The sequence below is a fragment of the Paenibacillus sp. JL3B1040 genome, assembly GCF_057063165.1.
In genome coordinates, this window is sequence record NZ_CM169317.1 from 2279628 (window position 1) to 2299980 (window position 20353).

At 56.0% G+C, this 20353-nt stretch carries 22 protein-coding genes; 16 read left to right on the forward strand and 6 right to left on the reverse strand.

Annotated elements, in window-relative coordinates:
- Nucleotides 1-6 precede the first annotated feature (6 nt).
- The gene (locus tag ACZF99_RS10055; protein WP_483611350.1) at nucleotides 7-1584 is read right to left on the reverse strand and encodes an FAD-dependent oxidoreductase; all 1578 of its coding nucleotides are present in this window, start codon (nucleotides 1582-1584) and stop codon (nucleotides 7-9) included.
- Between the two features lie 229 nt (nucleotides 1585-1813).
- Between ACZF99_RS10055 and ACZF99_RS10060 the strand changes: the two genes are divergently transcribed.
- From ACZF99_RS10060 to ACZF99_RS10080, 5 genes are all read left to right on the forward strand, one after another.
- Entirely contained in the window at nucleotides 1814-2875 is a 1062-nt protein-coding gene (locus ACZF99_RS10060; RefSeq protein WP_483611352.1) for a Gfo/Idh/MocA family protein, read from the forward strand.
- Nucleotides 2872-3711 carry a Gfo/Idh/MocA family oxidoreductase gene (locus ACZF99_RS10065; protein ID WP_483611354.1) on the forward strand — a complete coding sequence of 280 codons (840 nt, stop codon included), beginning with the start codon at nucleotides 2872-2874 and terminating at the stop codon, nucleotides 3709-3711. Before ACZF99_RS10060 ends, ACZF99_RS10065 begins: the two co-directional genes overlap by 4 nt.
- Before the next feature lie 135 nt (nucleotides 3712-3846).
- Entirely contained in the window at nucleotides 3847-4440 is a 594-nt protein-coding gene (locus ACZF99_RS10070; protein WP_483611355.1) for a hypothetical protein, read from the forward strand.
- 37 nt (nucleotides 4441-4477) lie between these two features.
- Complete coding sequence (locus ACZF99_RS10075) at nucleotides 4478-5014, forward strand: hypothetical protein (RefSeq protein ID WP_483611357.1); 537 nt, start codon at nucleotides 4478-4480, stop codon at nucleotides 5012-5014.
- 38 nt (nucleotides 5015-5052) lie between these two features.
- Nucleotides 5053-5268: a GNAT family N-acetyltransferase gene (locus ACZF99_RS10080; RefSeq protein ID WP_483611359.1), complete on the forward strand. Its 216-nt coding sequence runs from the start codon at nucleotides 5053-5055 to the stop codon at nucleotides 5266-5268.
- A gap of 77 nt (nucleotides 5269-5345) precedes the next feature.
- Here the strand turns inward: ACZF99_RS10080 and murI are convergent, their stop codons facing one another.
- Together murI and ACZF99_RS10090 are read right to left on the reverse strand one after the other, a co-directional pair.
- Entirely contained in the window at nucleotides 5346-6125 is a 780-nt protein-coding gene (gene murI / locus ACZF99_RS10085) for a glutamate racemase (protein WP_483611361.1), read from the reverse strand.
- The gene (locus tag ACZF99_RS10090; RefSeq protein WP_483611363.1) at nucleotides 6106-6804 is read right to left on the reverse strand and encodes an HD domain-containing protein; all 699 of its coding nucleotides are present in this window, start codon (nucleotides 6802-6804) and stop codon (nucleotides 6106-6108) included. The genes murI and ACZF99_RS10090 overlap by 20 nt, the downstream gene beginning before the upstream one ends.
- 214 nt (nucleotides 6805-7018) lie before the next feature.
- Between ACZF99_RS10090 and ACZF99_RS10095 the strand changes: the two genes are divergently transcribed.
- Nucleotides 7019-7846, forward strand: a complete 828-nt coding sequence (locus ACZF99_RS10095; protein ID WP_483611365.1) for a VOC family protein — start codon at nucleotides 7019-7021, stop codon at nucleotides 7844-7846.
- A 104-nt stretch (nucleotides 7847-7950) separates the two neighbouring features.
- On the forward strand, nucleotides 7951-8493 hold the full coding sequence (locus ACZF99_RS10100) for a hypothetical protein (RefSeq protein ID WP_483611367.1): 543 nt from the start codon (nucleotides 7951-7953) through the stop codon (nucleotides 8491-8493).
- A 9-nt stretch (nucleotides 8494-8502) separates the two neighbouring features.
- Here ACZF99_RS10100 and ACZF99_RS10105 read toward each other — a convergent pair whose 3' ends face one another.
- Nucleotides 8503-9213: a M50 family metallopeptidase gene (locus ACZF99_RS10105; RefSeq protein WP_483611369.1), complete on the reverse strand. Its 711-nt coding sequence runs from the start codon at nucleotides 9211-9213 to the stop codon at nucleotides 8503-8505.
- Nucleotides 9214-9338: 125 nt separating this feature from the next.
- Between ACZF99_RS10105 and ACZF99_RS10110 the strand changes: the two genes are divergently transcribed.
- Genes ACZF99_RS10110 through ACZF99_RS10130 form a run of 5 tightly spaced genes read left to right on the forward strand, consistent with a single transcriptional unit; the run spans nucleotide 9339 to nucleotide 16231 of the window.
- Nucleotides 9339-11135, forward strand: coding sequence for a TerB N-terminal domain-containing protein (locus ACZF99_RS10110; RefSeq protein ID WP_483611371.1), 1797 nt, complete (start codon nucleotides 9339-9341; stop codon nucleotides 11133-11135).
- Nucleotides 11136-11153: 18 nt separating this feature from the next.
- Nucleotides 11154-12500 carry an ATP-binding protein gene (locus ACZF99_RS10115; RefSeq protein WP_483611373.1) on the forward strand — a complete coding sequence of 449 codons (1347 nt, stop codon included), beginning with the start codon at nucleotides 11154-11156 and terminating at the stop codon, nucleotides 12498-12500.
- Nucleotides 12497-14716 (forward strand): DEAD/DEAH box helicase, encoded by a 2220-nt coding sequence (locus ACZF99_RS10120; protein ID WP_483611375.1) that lies wholly within the window; start codon nucleotides 12497-12499, stop codon nucleotides 14714-14716. Before ACZF99_RS10115 ends, ACZF99_RS10120 begins: the two co-directional genes overlap by 4 nt.
- Before the next feature lie 16 nt (nucleotides 14717-14732).
- Nucleotides 14733-15590, forward strand: a complete 858-nt coding sequence (locus ACZF99_RS10125; protein ID WP_483611377.1) for a nucleotidyltransferase domain-containing protein — start codon at nucleotides 14733-14735, stop codon at nucleotides 15588-15590.
- Nucleotides 15590-16231 carry a pentapeptide repeat-containing protein gene (locus tag ACZF99_RS10130; RefSeq protein ID WP_483611379.1) on the forward strand — a complete coding sequence of 214 codons (642 nt, stop codon included), beginning with the start codon at nucleotides 15590-15592 and terminating at the stop codon, nucleotides 16229-16231. The genes ACZF99_RS10125 and ACZF99_RS10130 overlap by 1 nt, the downstream gene beginning before the upstream one ends.
- A gap of 95 nt (nucleotides 16232-16326) precedes the next feature.
- On the opposite strand, the gene ACZF99_RS10135 is transcribed toward ACZF99_RS10130, so the two are convergent.
- Nucleotides 16327-16701, reverse strand: coding sequence for a GNAT family N-acetyltransferase (locus tag ACZF99_RS10135; protein WP_483612643.1), 375 nt, complete (start codon nucleotides 16699-16701; stop codon nucleotides 16327-16329).
- Between ACZF99_RS10135 and ACZF99_RS10140 the strand changes: the two genes are divergently transcribed.
- Nucleotides 16635-16808: a DUF6886 family protein gene (locus ACZF99_RS10140; RefSeq protein WP_483611380.1), complete on the forward strand. Its 174-nt coding sequence runs from the start codon at nucleotides 16635-16637 to the stop codon at nucleotides 16806-16808. The genes ACZF99_RS10135 and ACZF99_RS10140 overlap by 67 nt on opposite strands.
- Before the next feature lie 198 nt (nucleotides 16809-17006).
- Here ACZF99_RS10140 and ACZF99_RS10145 read toward each other — a convergent pair whose 3' ends face one another.
- Complete coding sequence (locus tag ACZF99_RS10145) at nucleotides 17007-18254, reverse strand: RICIN domain-containing protein (protein WP_483612645.1); 1248 nt, start codon at nucleotides 18252-18254, stop codon at nucleotides 17007-17009.
- Between the two features lie 212 nt (nucleotides 18255-18466).
- Between ACZF99_RS10145 and ACZF99_RS10150 the strand changes: the two genes are divergently transcribed.
- The 3 genes from ACZF99_RS10150 (at nucleotide 18467) to ACZF99_RS10160 (ending at nucleotide 20346) form a co-directional block, all read left to right on the forward strand.
- A complete protein-coding gene (locus ACZF99_RS10150) occupies nucleotides 18467-18973 on the forward strand; it encodes an N-acetyltransferase family protein (protein ID WP_483611382.1) in 507 nt (168 codons plus the stop codon).
- A gap of 164 nt (nucleotides 18974-19137) precedes the next feature.
- Complete coding sequence (locus ACZF99_RS10155) at nucleotides 19138-19707, forward strand: GNAT family N-acetyltransferase (RefSeq protein ID WP_483611384.1); 570 nt, start codon at nucleotides 19138-19140, stop codon at nucleotides 19705-19707.
- Nucleotides 19708-19785: 78 nt separating this feature from the next.
- The gene (locus ACZF99_RS10160; RefSeq protein ID WP_483611385.1) at nucleotides 19786-20346 is read left to right on the forward strand and encodes a DEAD/DEAH box helicase family protein; all 561 of its coding nucleotides are present in this window, start codon (nucleotides 19786-19788) and stop codon (nucleotides 20344-20346) included.
- Nucleotides 20347-20353: the final 7 nt, after the last annotated feature.

Here is a 20353-nt window from a genome sequence, read left to right on the forward strand (position 1 = left end):
TTCGGATTAGACCGGGCGCAGCTTGGGCCATTGCAGTTCAATCCCTTGATCGATAAGCCGCTGCTGAAAGTCGGATAAGGTTTCTTCAGACTTGCGGACGTCGGTCGGAAAGAGGTTGCGATCCAAGCAGAAGCTGGCGCAAGCCCCCGCCGCTTCGCCGATGTTCCATTCCACGGGATGAAGCCGGTAGCAGCCGTTCGTGATATGGGTGACCCCGATGTTTTTGCCTGCCGCCAGCACGTTTTTGACCCGTTTCGGGATCAAGCTGCCCAGCGGGATTTGAAAAGGTAATGAAGAGATATCGATATAAGGCCGGTTGCCCGTGCTCGGATGCAAGTCGATGCGGTAACAGCCGACTCCGACGGAATCCGGGAACCACTCGGCCACACCGTCCGGCCGGGGGGCCGTGGCGACATGCTGCTCCAGCACCGTGAACTCCGCTTGAATTCTTCTCGACTCGCGGGTATAGGGTGCCATGGCCAATCCGTCCTCCGTTCCGACGACGTCGCGGCGCAGGCGCAACCCCGGGTAGCCTTGCCCGCCGTCCGGCCGGGGAGCTTCGGTTTGCAGCCAATACAATAGCGACAAGCTCAGCTGTTTGGCCCGGTGCAAATGACCAGCGGCTTCCTCTTCCGGGACGTCGATAATGGAACCGAGCCAATAGTCGTTCTGCGGCCAGTTGATCAGGGAGAGCGGACGAAAGCCGAAACGGTTGTCGAAATGGGCGGGATCTAGGATTTGCCGGTATTGAAACAGCGGGAATTTATCTGTGTATCCCGGAAAAATTTCATATTCGACCGGCTCGTTCGTGGAAGGCTTGACGCCGGTTAAGCTTAACAGCCGATCCGGCCAGAAATCCGGCTTATATTGCCGCCAGAAATCGTACATCTCGGGCTTGTCGATGAGATGTTCTTCCCGCTCCGCATAATCTACGGCGAAGCAATAAGTAAAGCCCTGGATGTCCTGCGGCGCGGGGGCTCCGTCCACGGCATGGGGTTCGCCGGTTTGCGCTTTGGATTCCGCGCCGGTCACATACTCAATGCCCGCAAGCGGAAGCAAATCGCCAAGCTCAGTGGCATCGATAAAAAACGGAGCCAGAAGCACGAGCTCATCCCCGGTGCCGTGATGACGCACCGTCACGCTGTTCACAACGTCCCCGTCAGTTTCGGCTTGTTGGATTCGGCAGTTGTGCAGAATCGTCAACCGACCGCCGTGAATGTAAGGGGCCAGCATCTGCTGCAGCACGGCCAAGCCGACGCGCGGATCATGGCTGATCCGGCTGACGATGCCGCCGCCGGGATTGAGTCCGGGAAGCTCCCTTGCCGCCGGCGTCATCGGAAAATGATCCCGATAATAGCGGCGGACGCCTTCACGGAAATTCCGGTAGCGTCTCGTACAACCAAAATGCTCGATCCAGGGATGCTCGTCGGGCGGAACGGCCTGGCTGGTCAACTGTCCGCCGATCCAGAGCGTCTCCTCCGTCATGATGACGGTTTTGCCCGCAGCCGCGGCGGCCAGAGCCGCAGCGGTTCCTCCGGTTCCGCCCCCGAGAATCACGAGATCGGCCTGCATTTCGCGTTTCATCGCATGTCTTCTCCTTTGGCTTGAATTTTAGGGTTGGGCTTCAGAATACCCAAGATTGCATTCATTGTAGAGGGTTCGGCGCGAGAACGGTACGGGAGGCGGGTGACCTTTTATGGTAATCTGATGTGCGTTCGCTCCCAATCCGATCCCAATGAACGAGTGATCTGGTATGCTAGGAATCATCATAGACTTTCTTGAAGCGACTATTTCACGTTGTGGAGGTAAGCCGATGAACAAAATCACCATTGCCGTGATTGGCTGCGGCACGATTGCGAACCACGCCCACATCCCGTCCTACTTGGCCCACAAGCATGTTGAAATCAAATATTTCTGCGACATCCTGCAGGACCGGGCGGAGGCCGCCGTCGCGAAATACGCTTGCGGCCGGCCCATCCGTGATTACCGGCAGATCGTTGAAGATCCGGAGGTCGACGCCGTATCCATCTGCACGCCGAACGCTTCGCACGCTTCCATCGCCATCGATTGCCTGCGGGCGGGCAAGCATGTCCTATGCGAGAAACCGGCAGCCCGCACCTACGCGGAAGCCCTGGAGATGCAGAAGGTTCAGCATGAGACGGGCAAGATTCTGAATATCGGGGTGGTCAACCGGTACAACGAAAGCGTGAACCGCATCCGAAAAATGATTCAAAACGGCGAGCTCGGCGAGTTGTATCATGTCTATGCCAGCTTCCGCTCGCACCGGTCGATTCCGGGGTTGGGCGGCGCTTTTACCACGAAGGCCATCGCCGGCGGCGGCGCGCTGATCGATTGGGGCGTTCATTTTCTCGATATCGTCATGTATTGCGCGGGCGACCCGAAGCCCCAAACCGTTACCGGCCAGGCTTACTCCAAGCTGGGAAAAGATATGGCCAACTATACGTACCTCAAAATGTGGGCCGGCCCGCCGGACTATAGCGGCACCTATGATGTCGACGATTTCGTGGCCGCGCTGATCCGTACCGAGGGCCCTACGATCTCCTTGACCGGTGCTTGGGCCCAGAACATCGGGGTCGAGGAGATGTTTATCGACTTCCTGGGCGATAAGGGCGGCATCCGCTTGAACTACGGCGGGGACTTTACCTTCTATACGGCGGCAGACGGCGCTTTGACCGAAACGACGCCGAAATTCGTCTCCGGCAATATGTATCAGCAGGAAATCGACGGTTTTCTGAAGTGCATCCAAACGGGAGAGAAGCAGCCCTCGCATATCGACACCGTCATTCTGTCCTCCCGGATCATCCAAGCCATTTATGATTCGTCCGACAAAGGGGAGGAAATTGCGATCCCATGAAAAGAATCGGGTTTATCGACCTGCACCTCGACCAGTTCCACGCGAACAAATATCCCGGTTGGATCGAGCAGGCTACCGCTGGCGCCATGAAGGTGACTTATGCCTACGGAAAAAGAGACAAGGAGAACGGACGCACGAACGAGGCTTGGTGCAAGGAGACTGGAATCGAACGCCTGCCTTCCATCCAAGACGTCGTTGAGCGAAGCGACTACTTAATCGTGTTGTCTCCCGATAACCCGGAGGTTCACGAGGAATTGTCGCAGCTTCCGCTGCAGTCGGGCAAGCCGACCTACATCGACAAGACGTTCGCCCCGGACCGGGCGACGGCGATTCGCCTATTCGAGCTGGCCGCGAAGCACGGAACGCCGATGTATTCGTCTGCGCTGCGTTTTGCCGGCGAATATGCGGAGATCGACCCGGCAGGGATTCAAACGATCAGCAGTTGGGGGCCCGGCGCCTTCGCCAACTACTCGATCCATCAAATCGAACCTATCGTGCGCCTGATGGGGGCGGAGCCGCAGCGCGTAATGTATACCGGAACGGCGGCTTCGCCCGCGCTTCTTATCGATTTTGGGGCAGGCCGCCGCGCTACGATTCACCACCTGGGGGACAATTGCCCTTTTACGCTTGGCATCAAATACGACGACGGAACCTTTGCGCAAGCCTCCGCGGTCTCCAATTTCTTTGAGCCGTTCATTAAGAATCTGGTAACGTTCTTCAAAACCGGCCGGCCGGTTGTTGATCCAGCGGAAACCGTAGCCGTGATCACCTTGATCGAGAACGGGTTGAAGGCGGCGGAAACGCCGGAAACCTGGGTGAATCTGCCGTCTTCCTGACCGTCCATCCGAATTCCGACCCGCCTTCGCGTGAAGGTGGGTTTTTATGTAAACGAATCAGCGGCTAGTTATCCTACGGGCCACGAATGTATAATTATAGGAGGTGTTACGGGGGAGCAAACTCAGGGAGGTTCAATGAAAAAACTAACTCTAGTCGCATTAATCCTAGTTGTACTGGGGTTCGGATACGGCTGCAAAAATAACCATTATTCGTCTACACCGATTGAGGCGGTCGAAAAGGTTAGGTATGAGATGAATGGACAGCTCCTACACGAGGTCGAGACGGATCGAGGCAAGGTTCTGTTTATTGTTCGTGAACTGCAAAACGGACAAACGATCAATGCAGAATACGTGCAAAAAACGCCATTGCTGGGGTGGAAATGGGGATTTGGAGGAGGTCACACCTTGCCTTCAATCCATGAAAAGGATCCCGACAGCTTCTGGTCACATCAGTATTTTTCATCAACCAAAGGAACAGAGTATGATTCGCCATTTCCGTTTCTATTTGGCGTGATTCGTAACCCGCAAATCGATTCAATCCGTGTTTACAGCTATGCTTCAAACGAGAGCGTTAGTGCGCAAATTATAGACACGGGAGATCGATATACCAGAATCTGGTTTCTTTTTGTATCCGAAAAGCAGGGAGCCAGGTTTAAGCTGACCGCACAAGCGGAAGATCTTCAGATTATCAGCACCCAGATAGCGGAGACTACTCGGAGTGAAAACTAAGCCGTCGGAAGAAGGGGATCGTGTGTCAGGAACTTTCATGCTATATCATTATTTTGAGAAGGACCTCGGACCGTTTCGGAATCTCTCAAGCTTGCCGGTAGAGCGTGCATTGGAAGTATCCGAGCAAATCAGGCAGGACGGCAAATCGTTTGCCAGCCAAAGGTCAGCCGAGTACATGTTGATTCGAAAAGAACTCGAGGAAATCGCGAGAGAACGATTTATCGCCAAGGGCGGCCGACCCCAAAATTCGTATCCGCACTATATGACGCTGGAGGCGTGCGATTGGCTGAAGACATGGTATTCTCAGCCGGATTGGGTTCGGATCAACTGGGATGAGTTCCAGGAAACCTCGATCAGTTTTACCTACGGCGATCTTTTTCCGACCATGAGGTATCGGGAAGATAAGCCTTACCGGAGGCAAGTCTACACCAAGCGGGAAATCGTCGAAGTCATCGCGGAATACGGCTTGCCGCAAGTGTGGAATAGGCTCGGAGATCATGGGCCGGAACGGTACATCGAAGTTCAAATCTGGGATGACGAAGTGCTGCGCCAATTTATGCATCACGACAAGTGAGAGGGATTATCGATGAACCATGAAATCACAAGGGACTGATGACCGAAGCGGTCGAGGCGGTGGTGAACCATGCGTTCCAGGAGTTGCATTTGCACCGGATTGAGGCGAATATCATGCCAAGAAATCGGGCTTCGCTTCGCGTGGTCGAGAAACTTGGTTTTCGGAATGAGGGGGTATCGAGAGAGTACTTAAAGATCAACGGGAAGTGGGAAGATCATATTCATATGGTTCTATTGAATGAGGAGATGGAGTAAATCAATTCCAAGTTTATGCAGCAAAAGCCCTGTCCTGAGCGTTCATTCGCCAAGACAAGGCTTTACAGGGGGGCGCATTATAGATGATTTTGCGATTGCAGGTAATCCAACGCTCGCGCCATTTTTGCCAGATAAGCGGGATTTTCGTCCGAGCACCTAAACTCGATATGGCCCGCATACTCCCGAGCGTGGCTGGACGAATCGCCGATCAAGGCGCATAGCCGCTCCACCGTGCCGCGGCTGCCGTCGATCAGCTCGATGTGGGGCGGCAGGATTTGCTTCAGGATCCCCTTGTAATAAGGAAAATGCGTGCACCCGAGCACGATCGTGCTGTATTGCCCCAAATCGATGCCGGAAAGCTTGCGGCTGAAATAACGCTCGATTTCGTCCCGGTCGAAATGCAGTTGCTCGCAATATTGCACCAGTTCCGGCAGCGGCATGGAATCCACCACTTTGTGGTCGTCCACCCGGGCCACCAGGTCGGTATATTTCGATAGGCTTAACGTCAACGAAGTCGCAAAAACCAGCACCCGTTTGCCGGCGGCTTGGCTTCGTTTGACGGCCGGTTTAACGGCCGGTTCCATGCCGATGAGCGGAATGTCGTACATGCGCCGAAGTTCTTCGATTGCCGCGCTGGTTGCGGTATTGCAGGCCACGACCAAAGCTTTGATCTCTTCCCGCATGACGGTGCTTACCGATTCCTGAACGAATCGCTTCACCTCGGGCAGCGTTTTGGTCCCGTACGGCACGTGGAGCGTATCGGCAAAATAAAGAAAATCTTCTTTCGGCAGCTTCTTCATGGCTTCCGTCAACACGGTCAAGCCGCCGATGCCTGAATCAAAAAATGCGATTCTCACTCATATCACCTGAATTTGTTGTGGTTTGTTCGTCCTGATGTTCGTCCGCGGCATCCCATTCCCGGTAAAACTGCTCCAAAAAACGCAGCATAAACGCATGGCGCGATTCGGCCAGCTTCCGGGCATACCGGGTATTCATTAGATCTTTCAGTTTCAAAAGCTTTTCGTAAAAATGATAAATCGTCGTTTTCTCGCGGCTGCGATAATCGAAATCCGAGAAATCCCGACCGGGCTCGTGCATGGACCTGCCTCTGGAGCCGCCATAGGCAAACGTCCTAGCAATGCCGATGGCGCCAATGGCGTCAAGCCGGTCGGCATCCTGAACGATTTGTCCGGCGAGCGTGGACATCGGAGGGTTCTTTCCGCCGTTATAAGACATCGTGGAGATAATCTCCATCACCTCGCCCGTGACGGACGGATCGCCGACATGTTCATTCAGCCAGCCGCGGACACGCTGCAGCCCGGCTTCCTTGGACGGATTCAGCTTCTCGTCCGCCACGTCGTGCAGCAAAGCCGCAAGCTCACAAACGAATACATCCGCCTGTTCCTTATGGGCGATCGCCAGGGCCGTATTCCGAACCCGATGAATATGCCACCAGTCGTGGCCGCTCGCGTCGCCGCTGTGCACTTCCTGCACGAATCGTTCGGCTTGTTCAATGATTTGCTGCCGTCGGTCCATCCGCACCGTTCCTTTCCAATCTCTAGCTCATAGAAACATCGAATACCATCTTACCTCAAAATCGGTATTCTTTAAACTCGTTTTGTTATCCCCAGTCGCATTATATGAACAAAAGATTCGGATGGAAGCGGCGCTTCATGCAAATATTTTCCTTTATCATTGGGACGGGTTCGGCGATAATAGGGTTGGAAATAGGCGGGTAAAGGAGGTTCCCATGTCAACGAGCAAGGAGATCCCCGAGCTTTATTTTGATGGTCAATATATCGATGTGTTGTGGGATAATTATGACCCGGCCGTGAAGTGGTTCGAGACGTACTTCGGCTGGAAGGTGCTTCGGCAAGAAAACTGGAAGGTCGATCCCCGCTGTTCGGAAGGCAAGATGACTCAGATGGAACTCGGAACCTGGCTGGTCACCTACCTTACGAAAACCAGGCTTCCCCACCATTATGCCGAACGGGGGACCGTGGAACCCCGCCTTCGCTTGTGTTTTCGAACGAGGGAATTGGATCGCCTGCGGCGCTCCTTTGTCAGCGATGGCGTGCGGGTGTCCGCCGTGTATTCCGGACCGAAAACGAGATATTTCGATGTTTGGGCTACCGCCGAAGGCATCCGGTTAACGCTGCAGGAGGATTTGGCGCTGCCTCCCTCACCTTCCTCCGGTTTGACGCCCTCCTGGATTCGGCTGGGAGTCAACCGGCTAAACGAGTCGATTCAATGGTATGGACAACATCTGGGCATGAAGTGCGTCGAGCATCATCCGGCCAGAGGCTTCGCGGTGATGGAGCTAGGGTTAAATCATTCGGAAGACAAATCGCTTTGGGTGCTTGAACAAATAAGCGATGAGGCGTACAGCGGCAAAGTGGACGGTCAGGTGCAGCCCGTATGTTGGATTCGGGAGCGGCGGGATTTTTTCAAATACCATCAATATTTAAAACAACGCGGAATCGAAATCTCCGGGATCGGCGGTTTTCTGCAACAAGGATTAGTCGGTTTTCATTTTTATGATCCGGACGGGAACCGACTGAACATCAGCAGTATGTGAGGTGCATAATGAGAAAAAAATGGATTAACCCTATCACGGCCTGTCTTCTCCTTACCTTTTTGTTTCTCTCGGGTTGCGAAGCGGGCCGTTCGGAAACGGCTAACTTGGATAATCATCTACCGAAGAAGGAGACCGGCGCCATTGCCATTCAACCCTTGCCGATGGAGAACGAGGAATTTGCCATTCTGAAAGCGGCGGGATCCGGGAATACGATGATATTTGAGGTGAACTTGGGAGAGACCGGAGCCGATCGGATTCATTTTTGGGTCGATCCATACGTAAATGGCGAAAGCAAAGGATCCGTACTTGGGCTGGAAACTTCACTGGAACAGGTTAGCGATAACCCATTCAGGCTGTATTTAACGACTCTTGACACGAGGAACGGCGACGAAGTTCGGACGCTTGCCTTCAGGCATAAAGGAAACGTGGTCAGCTCCAAAGCGGAAAGCCCCAAAGGCGATTTTGATAGTACAATGGTCCATTCCATGCAGCCAACTACCGTAAATCCTAATGAAACGGCTGTTTTGGGCGTGATCGTGAGAAATAAGGGCAAGGACCATGTGGCATCCAGCGACGATGTCGATGCTATGATCCGTGACAACCAGGAAGTCCATGTGCTGAGATGTACGATCATGAAGGACAGGTGAGGCCAAGACTTACGGGCTGACCGAGCTTGAGCGGTTCATGCTTCTCTTCTTCCGGTTCCGTCTGGGGGCGTTCCAATACAATTGCAGCGCGGACAAGGCGCAAAGGAGTGAAATAGCCAGAAATATCAACGACCACACCAGAGGGGAAACTCCCGTGAGCCGGGCCAGATTCGTCGCGTCTCCGGCTTGGCTCGGAGAAACGATGGAATTCAGCAGCAACGTGACCGGCCCCATCACCGACTCCTCCAGGCATAAGAACGCCAGCAGCAAGTAATAGAAATTGCGAATTCGTCCCCCTAGCAGAAAGAACGCCACGTTAATCAATAGGAACAAGATTAACCATCCCCGGCCGTAGCCCGAGCGCACAAACAGCAGCAGCGATACCAAAGCAAGCATACTGATAAGGATTATCCCGGCCGCCTGATTTTGCCGGGAATAGCCGTAGAACATAGCTACCGCGAACAGCGAAGCGGTGATATAACCGGCCAAGGATACCGCCAATTGGCTCCAGCCCGATACCAACACCGAATAGGTGACGCCGCTGTGATCGGGGTTCAGTTCAATGCGGAGCACCTGTCCGGACGCAAGCAAAGTGACGACCGCATGGCCCAGTTCATGAACCATCGTATCCAGCATGCGGAACCAGTCGGAATACGGGATCAATCGGGTCAGAACGGCCGCTCCGATCAGAAACAACAAGGCCTTCAGCCATTTATTCATCAAACTTTCGCCCTCCCCGGCAACTTGCAGTTGCTTTTCATTATAAGGGAGGGCAAAATAGTATTCAAAAGGCGAACAAATTTTCGGTTCGATGATATAATGGTCGTGACGGAGGTTATGGAACGATGAACGATAGAGCGGGCGAAAATCGCGGCTTTTTCGGACAACCCCTACATAGAGATCGGGAACGACAGCCGGCTCCCGAACACCGGTTGACGTTTGCCGAGTTGGAAGTGGATGACGCCACGAGGCTAGCGAGCGGCGGCTCGGAGCCGATAAGCCGGGTCGTGGCGCCGGACCCTTGGGAGCGCGATACGGATTGGCGTCAGGATTTCCGTTGTATTTCCCGGGAACAACGGTTTGTCCAGAAGGCGAAGGAATTGGAGGCAGTCATAGAAGCGACGGCGGAGTTTGTTCCATTTCAGACTTATTGGCCGACCTATGATGAGATGCAGCCCAGGCAACTGAAATGGTATTTGTTCTGGCGGGGAGAGGTCCGTTCCGGACGTTATCCGGACACGGACCTGTCGTACCTGTTCGTCTACTTGTACGAGTTGATCCATGGGATCGGCTGGTCGGAGCCCGCAGAAGGGTACGCCTTAATGGAGCGGGTCTGGCAGGGTTACCGGCAGCGTTACCCCAAGCTTGATCTTTATGTGCGGGAGTGGTTGTACGATCTGACCTTGGTGTTCCAACTGGAGGAGCGGCCCGCCGAGCCGATGGCCAAGCTCCCGCGCAATTTGTCGATGGAGCTGAAGGAGCTGGAATGGCGCAGAAGGTTCTCGGCCGATCCGCTGGGGCTGAGTTGGGAGCTGCTGATCACGCTGATCGATTATGACGTGGAGAAAAGCCGCTTTTACCTGGAGCAAGGCCGCAAGGAACTGCGGAACTACGCGCCGAAGGTCATTGCGTTGGTCGACGGTTATCTCGCAAAAAGCATGGGAAGCCGGATTCTGGAGCTGTTTAAGCCGATGGAGAAGCAGGTATCCCGCTATTTGTTCCGCAGTGCCGTATACGACCATGATTTGTACGGACGCACCCAAACTGTCTCCATAAGGCCTTATAGCGGGCATGCGCCGCTGCGCTCATTTCTGACGCAGCTCGTTCGCCTGACGGAGAACAAGCTGCGCGAGCTGACCGGGTTTAAAGGCAAGCTGCGCGGGATCGAGGTGGGACCGGAGATCGAGCAGCTGGTCGGGCGATACTTGAGCAAGGAGTTTGAACGACGGAAGGCGGAAGAAGCGAAAGCCCGGACGCCTAAGGTGAAAATCAACACCGCCAAATTGCGCAAGCTGCAGCGGGAATCCAACGAGGTGCGAGATATGCTGCTCAGCGAGGAGCAGTTGACGCTTGCGTTTGCGCCGGATCCGCCGGGCCTTCCGTCCGAGCGCTTCGTTAGCCCGCTCGGAAAATCCGCCGCGGAACCGCTTCAACCGGCTTTTGATTTTGAGCGGGGTTATGAGGCGGCGCCGGATGAGGAAGCAAAACCGATTGTGAACGTTCCCCCGGCGCAGGACCGCCCGGAGACGGCGGCATGGGCCTCGCAATTGCCGCAGGGGACGGAGGAGGTTCTACCGCCGCTTGTCGGGGAGCGGCACCAAGCCGAGGAGACCGCGGGAGAGCCGATGGCGAACCTGCCGGAGGATTGGCGGAAGCTGTTTGCGAGCCTTACCGCGCCCCAGGCGCAGATGCTGGCCGCTTTGTTACAGGGACAGGGCGCGGCGGAACGCCAAGCCATTGCCGAGCAGGCCGGTTCCATGCCCGCGCTGTTGATCGATGAAATCAACGAGCTGGCGATGGAGCGGATCGGGGATCTCCTGATCGATGGAGATGAAGTCGCGGACGATTACCGCGCGGAGCTTGGCGTGTGGCTTTCAACCCGGCGCCAAACGAAGCGCCGGATGATATCAGACAAGTTTTAAACGATGAGGTGATGGTGGATGAAACAGGTGCAAATCCCGAAACGGCTGACCACGGCGCTCGTCAATTCCCTGACGGCCGGGGTCGTGCCACGGGTCGGGCTGGAGCATATTGCGGTCGGACGCAAACCGGAAGTGGCGTCGATCCTGCAGGATATGGACAATATTGCGGAAGGCGGGGCGGCTTTTCGCTTGATCACGGGGCGTTACGGGAGCGGCAAGAGCTTCCTGCTCCAGATGATCCGCAATTACGCCATGGACCGCGAGTTCGTGGTGGCGGACGCCGATCTGTCGCCGGAGCGCCGGCTGGTTGGCACAAAAGGGCAGGGACTGGCGACCTACCGGGAGCTGATGATGCATCTATCGACCCGCACGCGGCCGGACGGCGGCGCGCTGGAGACGATGCTGCAGAGGTGGATCGCCGCCCTCCAGCAGGAGCAAATGCAGGCCACCGGCCTGCGGCCCGGCGATCCGCAGCTGCATGAGGCGGTCGAACTGCGGATTTATGCGGTGACGAACGAAATGCAGAGTCTTGTGCATGGATTTGATTTTGCCAAGGTGCTGGCAGCCTACTGGTCGGGGTACAAGCTGGGGGATGATGACCGGAAAGCGGCGGCCATGCGCTGGCTGCGCGGCGAGGTTCCGACCAAAACGGAGGCGCGCCAGGAACTGGGCGTCGGCGTCATCATCGACGATGACAACTGGTACGACTACACGAAGCTGTGGGCGGAGTTTGCGGTGCGCATCGGATATCGCGGGCTGCTGCTGTTCATTGATGAGGGCGTGAACCTGTACAAAATCACCAACAGCGTCTCCCGCCAAAGCAATTACGAGAAGCTGCTGACGATGTTCAACGATACGATGCAGGGCAAAGCCCAGTATCTGGGCATTTATCTGGGCGGGACGCCGCAGTTCGTCGAAGACGAGCGGCGGGGGTTGTTCAGCTACGATGCTTTGCGTTCGCGGCTGATGGACGGGCGTTACAGCAGCGGAACGCGGCGCTCGTATACGTCGCCGATCCTGAAGCTGGACATGCTGTCGCATGAGGAAATTCTGCTCTTGCTGCAGAAGCTGCGCGAGATCCACGCGCTGCATTTCGGGTACGACGTGCGCCTGACCGACGAGCAGTTGATCGCGTTCATGCAGGCGGCGGTGAATCGGCTCGGCGCCGAGGAGCTGCTCACGACCCGGGAGGTCGTACGGGATTTTATGGACGTGCTGCACTTGCTGCACCAGCAGCCGGCCTTGTCGTTCGAGGCGTTGATGGGCGAACGGGAGCAGGAATACGCGGCTTCCGGAAACCGAGGGGCCACGGACAAAGGCGGCGCCGACGAGCTGGACGACTTTTTGGCGGAGTTTGAGCTATGAGCGGGGCGGGTTCTTTCTCCCGGTTGGCGCCGTTTATTCAGGAGTACATTTACCGCAAAAAATGGGACTCGCTCCGCGATGCCCAAGTAGAAGCCTGCCGCGTGCTGTTCGATACGCCACACCATTTGCTGATCGCGTCGGGGACGGCTTCCGGGAAGACGGAGGCGGCCTTTTTCCCCGCGCTTACGGAGCTTTATCATCGGCCATCGGAGTCCGTCGGCATCCTGTATATCGGACCGCTGAAGGCGCTGATCAACGATCAGTTCGAGCGGATCAAGGAGCTGCTGCGGGACGGGGAGGTGCCGGTCTGGCATTGGCACGGCGATGTGGCGCAAGCCGAGAAGACCAAGCTGATGCAGCGTCCCTGCGGCGTTCTGCAGATTACCCCCGAATCGTTGGAAGGGCTGCTCATGAACCGCCCGAATGCAATCCCGGCGTTATTTCATGACTTGCGATATATCATGATCGACGAAGTACACGCGTTTATGGGGGCGGATCGGGGCATTCAGGTGATTAGCCAGCTGACCCGGCTGGAGCGGATGGCTTCCTGCGCGCCCCGCCGCATCGGCCTGTCGGCGACCCTTGGCGACTACGACATCGCGGCCCGCTGGCTTGGCGCCGGCGCCCCGCAGCCGGTCGAAGTGGTATCCCCGCCCGGGGGGCGGAAGCTGAAGCTGTCGGTGGAGCATTTTTCGTTCCCGGACGCCCGGGACGAAAGGGAAGCCGAACATCTGGAGTTGGCCAAACAGAAGTACTACAACTTTGTTTACGACAATACGCATCGCAAAAAGGCGCTCGTCTTCACCAACAGCCGCACCGACGCCGAGCTGACCACGCTGGAGCTGCGCCGGATTGCGGCAAAGCGGGAGGAGCGCGACGTGTTCCATGTCCATCACGGGAGCATTTCCGCGATGCTGCGCGAGGAGACCGAGGCTGCGCTGCGCTCCGGCCCCGGCCCGGCGGTGGCCGCGGCGACGGTGACGCTGGAGCTGGGCATCGACCTCGGCGAGCTCGAGCGCGTGATTCAGCTTGGCGCGCCGTACAGCTGCTCCAGCTTCGTGCAGCGGCTGGGCCGCTCCGGCCGGCGCGGGGAGAAGGCATCGGAGATGATGTTCCTCTGCGCGGAAGAGGAGGACGAGGACGCCCAGCTGCCCGCGCGCATGCCGTGGACGCTGCTGCGGGCGATCGCCGTCATCGAGCTGTACGTCCGCGAGCGCTGGGTCGAGCCGGTGGATTTGCGCAAGAAGCCGGTCGGCGTGCTGTACCATCAGACGATGAGCACGCTTAAGAGCATCGGCGAGGCGGAACCGGCCGATTTGGCGCGGGCCGTGCTGACGCTGCCGGCGTTTCGCGGCGTCGAGCCCGAGGAGTACAAGGGGCTGCTGCAGTATTTGCTGCAGACCGACCATATCCAACAGACCGAGGAAGGTACGTTGATTATCGGGCTCGGCGGGGAGAAGGTGGTGAACAACTTCCGCTTTTATGCGGTGTTTAAGGACGACGAGGAGCATGTCGTCTACAACGGCTCCGAAGAAATCGGCAGCATCACCACCGTGCCGCCGCCCGGTTACTGCTTCTCGCTGGCCGGGAAGCTGTGGAAGGTCGAGGAAGTGGACAGCAAACATAAAGCGGTGTACGTCAAATCCTCCCGCGGCAAGGTGGATACGCTTTGGCTCGGTGCGGGCGGGGATGTCCATACCCGGGTCATGCAGAAGATGCGTCAGGTGTTGGAGGAGCCTACGCTGTACCCGTATCTTGCTCCTGGTGCGGTCAATCGTTTGGAGCGGGCGCGCCGGTTGGCCCGGGAGAGCGGGCTGCTGAACAGCCCGGTGATCCCGGCGGGCGGCGATTCGCTGTTTATTTTGCCGTGGGCGGGAAGCAAGCAGTTCCGTACGTTGGAGCGCCTGCTGAAGCATAATCTGACGGAGCCGCTGGGACTGCGCCAGGTGGTCCCGATGGAGCCGTATTATATGGTCGTGGCGGGGAGAACGGGGGCCAAGGAGCTGTTGTCCGCCGTTCGGACGGAACTCTCTTCCGTCCATCCGGAGGCGCTGCTGGCTGCATCGGAATCCCCCTATCTGGGGAAATACGATGAGTTTGTGCCGCCGGAGCTCGTTCGGCGCGCTTTTGCCGTGGATGGACTGGATATCCGGGGCTTGGCCGCGGCTTTGCATGCTGCGGAGCGCTCGGATGCTGGAGGCGGTATAAATTCATGAATAGGAGAATGCAGTCATGAACATCGAGCCCGTATTAGAGCGCATCGTTCGCTGCCTGCGGGGGACGGAAGGCCTGCAGGCGATCGTGTTGGGAGGATCACGCGCGACGAACAGCCATCATCCCGATTCGGATATTGATATCGGCTTGTACTATGAAGGCGAGAACGGATTGGATTTGGCCGGGTTGAACCGGAAGGCGGCTGAACTGGACGATCGGCACCGGAACCATCTGATGACGGGAATCGGCGAGTGGGGGCCGGGCGTTAACGGCGGCGGTTGGCTTGTCATCGACGGGTATCACGTAGACTTACTGTACCGGGATATGACGGCGGTCCGGCAGGCGATTGAGGATGGATGCGAAGGCAAGGTCAATATGCTCTACCAGACGGGGCATCCCCATGCTTTCCTGAACAGCATTTATATGGGGGAGGTGGCCGAGTGCCGAATCCTGTGGGAACACGAAGAGCGCTTGACCCGGTTGAAAGCCCGAACCAAGCCCTATCCGCCCCTTCTGCGGGTGGGGATGCTGCGGCAGTTTCTGTTTGAAGCGGGGTTCTCCCTCATGTTCATGGAAGCCGGGGCCGATCGCGATGATATCTCCTATGTGACCGGACATGCTTTCCGAAGCGTGTCCGGCCTGAACCAGGCGCTTTACGCCATAAACGGCCGCTATTGCCTGAATGAGAAGAAGGCGGTGCGCAACATCCAATCGTTTGCCGTCAAACCGGAACGTTACAAGGAACGAATCGATCTGGTTTACGAGAAGCTGGGTCCGGATCCGCAAGGAATCCGCGAAAGCATCCGCGAGCTCCGAGCCTTGATCGATGAAGTGAACGAGCTGGCAGAGACGTCAAACAAGGAGGGATTGGCGTGATGGCCAAACCGAAAATCATTGCCCCGCAAATCGCAAACGATTTGCGGGAAACCGATTGGGATGAACTGCTCGGGGATGAGGACCATGAACTGGCCGAAGTTACTGTAGCCGGAGCGTCTTATGAGCAAGGGCTGCTGGATAAATGCATTTTGTCCAAAGTGGTGCTCCGGGGGTGCTCTTTTTCCGGAACCGTATTCGAACGGATGGATATGACCGACGTCGTGCTTGAGAATTGCGATTTGTCCAATGCGGTGCTGGAGAAAGCCATCATCCATCGGGTGCATTTCAAGGATTGCAAGTTGACGGGGCTGAATTTGTCCAAGGTCAATGCGGGCTCCGTGACGTTCGAACATTGCGTGATGAATTTAAGCGACCTGGTGGAGGCCTCCTTGAAACAGGTAAGATTTGTGGACAGTTCCCTGCAAAACGCGAATTTTTACGGCAGCAAATTCAAGGAAGTCGAGCTGCTGAACTGTGATCTGAATGAAGCCGATTTTAACGAGACCTCGCTGAAGGGAATGGACATCAGCACTTGCACGTTTGAACGTGCGGATATCCCTGCTTATGCCATCGCAGGCTGTACGGTCTCGCAGGAGCAAGCGATCGGTTTTGCCAAACTGCTTGGTGTGATCGTAAAATAGAACAAACGAGCCCAACGGCCAACGCCCCGCCTCGACATCGCGATCCTTAGGCCGAGGCGTTTTGCCGGGCGCTTAGCGCTTGAACGTTGCGGCATTCACCGCATCTCCAACACCATCTTATAACTGCCGGGCTCGGCGCGGAAACCGAGCAAATCGCGGTTGATGCGCAGCATCGGACCATTCATGGAATCGTTATGCGTCCGCAAATAAGGCACGCCGCAGTCTGTCGCCGTTTGGATGGCCAGCAGCTTCAAGGCCAAGGCGATATGCCTGCCGCGATATTCCCGGAGCACGCCGGTGAACTCATGGTACATCGCCTGCGTTTGCTCGTTTTGCTGCAGCGTTACGACGCCGACATAACGCTCCCCGTCTTTGGCGATTCCTGATTTTGGAGGGAGACCTATTGAAGCCGGTTCGACCGGTCGCGGTGGATCGAATCGACGATTTGATTCAAGCTCTGACGCAGGCAGACATTGAGCTCAGGGTAACGCCGTCGCTCTGGCCGCTTCGGGATGCCGTCTTGGGTTCGACCGTGAATTTTTCGATGATTCGAATGAGAAATGCGTCTACCTCCTGAGCGGTCGGGAATACCGCTCATTATAGGCATCAGTGTTCGGCATCCCGGTGCCGATGGCGTCATGCGGTCCTGTATTTCATGAGCGCTTCGCTTGTGCTGAATTCAGCCCGGTTTGCGAATCCAACGTCTCCTCCTCAGAAATGACTTCACCTGAAAAAAGGGCGGAAGCCCATCCCGCCCTTTGAATCCGCATCCCGCTTAGTTCACTTTCGTAAACATCCACTTCTGCGCGTCCGTACCGTTATCCGTCCACTGCTGTATCACCGCACCGTCCGCCGTCGAGGAGCCCGACACGTCCATCACCAAACCGCTGGCTTTGGAGATCAGCTTAAAATAGCCGCCGCCCGCATCAACGATTCGCCAACGCTGCGCATCGGTGCCGTTATCGGTCCACTGCTGCAGTTGCACGCCGCTAGCCGTGCTTGAGCTGGGTACGTCCAGCACCTTGCCGCTATGGATGGCCGTCAGCTTGTAGTAACCATCACCCGTGCTATCGAGCCGAAACCGCTGATTGCTGGCGCTAAAATTGGTCCATTGCTGAATTTTGGCCCCGTCTGCGGTCGAGACATCCACCACATCCAACACCTTGCCGCTGGCTTTGGAGGCGATGGTATAGACCGCGCCGTTCTCAAGCGTAGGCGAAGTACCGGCTTGGTCCTGATAGACGCGTACATAATCCACAAGCATTTGCGCCGGGAAAGGCGTGGATCCGTCCGGGCTGCCCGGCCAATTGCCGCCGACGGCCAAATTCAGCAGCAGGAAGAACGGCTTCTGGAATTCTTCCGTGTTCCCGGTTCCGTTTGCGATATAGAACTCATTGTACTGGACACCATCAACGAACCAGCGAATATAACTTGAATCCCACTCCACGGTATACGTATGGAATTGAGAGAAATCCAGGTTGCCGGAGGTCCGGCCGTAAGAGGCGTGCCCGTTCGCATCCCAATGGACGGTGCCGTTGACAAACGCGTTATGGTTGACGCGCTCCATAATATCGATTTCGCCGCAATAAGGCCAGCGGACCGAAGTAATATTCTCGCCCAGCATCCAGAACGCCGGCCAAAGGCCTTGTCCGGTCGGTAGCTTGATTCGGGCTTCGATTTTGCCGTAAGTGAAGCTCTTTAAGCCTTGGGTTTTGATTCGCGCCGAGGTGTAGTTTCTTCCTTCATAGTTTTCCTTCCGGGCGGTAATCACCAAATTGCCGCCGGTGACTTGCAGGTTTTGCGGCCGGTCGGTGTAGTACTGGAGCTCGTTGTTTCCCCATCCGTTCGTCCCGGTCCCGATTTCGGGAGTCCAATAAGCACGATTGAGTGAGGAACCGTTAAATTCGTCGCTCCAGACGAGCTTCCAGTTGGGGGCCGCGCTCGTGGTGCTGGGCGCCGGCACAAAGACGATCAGGAGGGTAAGCAGCAGAAGGAGGAAAATCGGTTTACCGCGTTTTAGCATCATGAATTCGCTCCTTTCAAAAATTGAATGGTCAGGGCTAACTTGCCACATGCGATGTTCATACTAAACCGGTTTCGATTAATTTGATAGCGCTATCATTACATAGATTACCATTTAAAGGTTTGATTTACAACTGTTTTTTTGGAAGGTTTTTCAAATGGATTCGGTTCTGGTATTCTTGAATCAACCGACGATAGAACGGGAGGAACGCAATGGAAATTCGGTTGTTGAAAGAGGCGGATGCCGTTATCTATCAGAACCTTCGATTGCGAGGTTTGCGGGAGGACCCGGGGGCCTTCGGTTCGACTTACGAACGGGAAGCCGCTTTTTCGACCGAAACGGTGGCGGATCGCATCCAACCCAACGAAGATCGATTCGTATTGGGCGCGTTCGACGATCAAGGGACATTAACGGGCATCGTTACATTCGTAAGGGAAATCTCTCCCAAAGCTCGGCATAAAGGGTACGTATTTGGTTTATTCGTTACCCCCGGGATGCGCGGCAAAGGGGTGGGCCAAGCGCTGATGCGGGAGCTCCTTGCGAGAGCCAAGCAACTGGAGGGGGTGGAGCAGTTGAATTTAACGGTAGTATCTACAAACGCTTCGGCCCGCCGGCTCTACGAATCGATCGGGTTTCAGACTTACGGGACCGAGCGGAGAGCCTTGAAATGGGACGGGGAATATTTTGACGAGGATTACTTGGCGTTAAGATGGAACTGAATGGGGGCAGGGGGAAGTGATAACGCAAGCAGCCAAAGATGATTTGTTGAACCAATTCCGCGAATAGACCAGTTATGTCCGGGAGATAGGAATACCGGACCTGCCACGACGTTGTCGCCGGCACGAAGGTGATGCAAAGAACGGGATAGAAGGGGAGAGAACCGATGAAATATTTCAAGAAACTGGTGGGGCCCAGGCTGTATTTGTCCCCCGTGAATCCGGAGGATGTAGAGACCTATACCCGGTGGATCAACGACCTTACCGTATCCGTCAGGCTCGGCGCTTCTCGTGAAGTGTTCGGGCTGCCGCGGGAACAGAGCTTGCTGGACGATATGGCCAAAGAAGGCCAAAATTTCGCGATCGTACGGCTGGACGAGGATCAACTGCTCGGCAACTGCTCGTTGTTTGCGATTGACCCGGTCCGTAGAGTGGCGGAGGTCGGGATCTTCTTGGGTGATGAGGAGCAGCGGGGGCAAGGGTACGGAATGGAGGCACTGCAATTGATTTGCGAATACGGGTTTAAACTTTTGAACCTCAACAACCTCATGCTGCGCGTATTCGAGTTCAACAAACCGGCCATCCGGTGTTACGAAAAAGCCGGGTTCCGCGTGTTCGGCCGCCGATCGCAAAGCTATTACGTAAATGATACGTACTTCGATGAAATCTATATGGAAATGCTGCGGGACGATTGCCGGACGACTTATCTGGATGCGAAGCTGCCCCGCCGCGACTAGTATGCCGGCTGCTTCAAAGCCCGGCCCAACGCTTGCGACGAGCCGGGTCAAACTATAGGCGGAGGGGAGATGACGTAGATGAAGCTCGTGATCATTTTCGGACCACAGGCCGTAGGGAAGATGACGGTGGGCCAGGAATTGGAGAAGTTTACCGGACTAAAGCTGTTTCATAATCATATGACGATTGAGCTGGTCTCACATTTTTTTGACTACGGTTCTCCCGCCGGTAAACGGCTGGTTGGGTTGTTCCGGGAGGAAATTTTTGAGGAGGTTGCGAAAAGCGACTTGCCCGGGTTGATATTCACCTATGTCTGGGCGTTTGACCTGCCGGCCGATTGGGAATATGTCGAACACGTCAGCCGGATTTTTGAATCCCAAGGCGGAGAAGTGTACTACGTTGAACTGGAGGCCGCTTTGGCGGAGCGGTTAATCCGCAACCGTGATCCGCACCGCTTGCTGCACAAGCCGAGCAAGAGAAATCTGGCCCGTTCCGAAGGGGATCTTCTTCAAACCTTGGAGCATCATCGATTGAACTCTTTGGACGGCGAAATACGAAAGCCCAATTATATCAAAATCAACAACACCTCCTGCCCACCGGACGAGGTGGCCCGGATCATCAAGGAGCGGTTTTGGCTCTAATTGCATG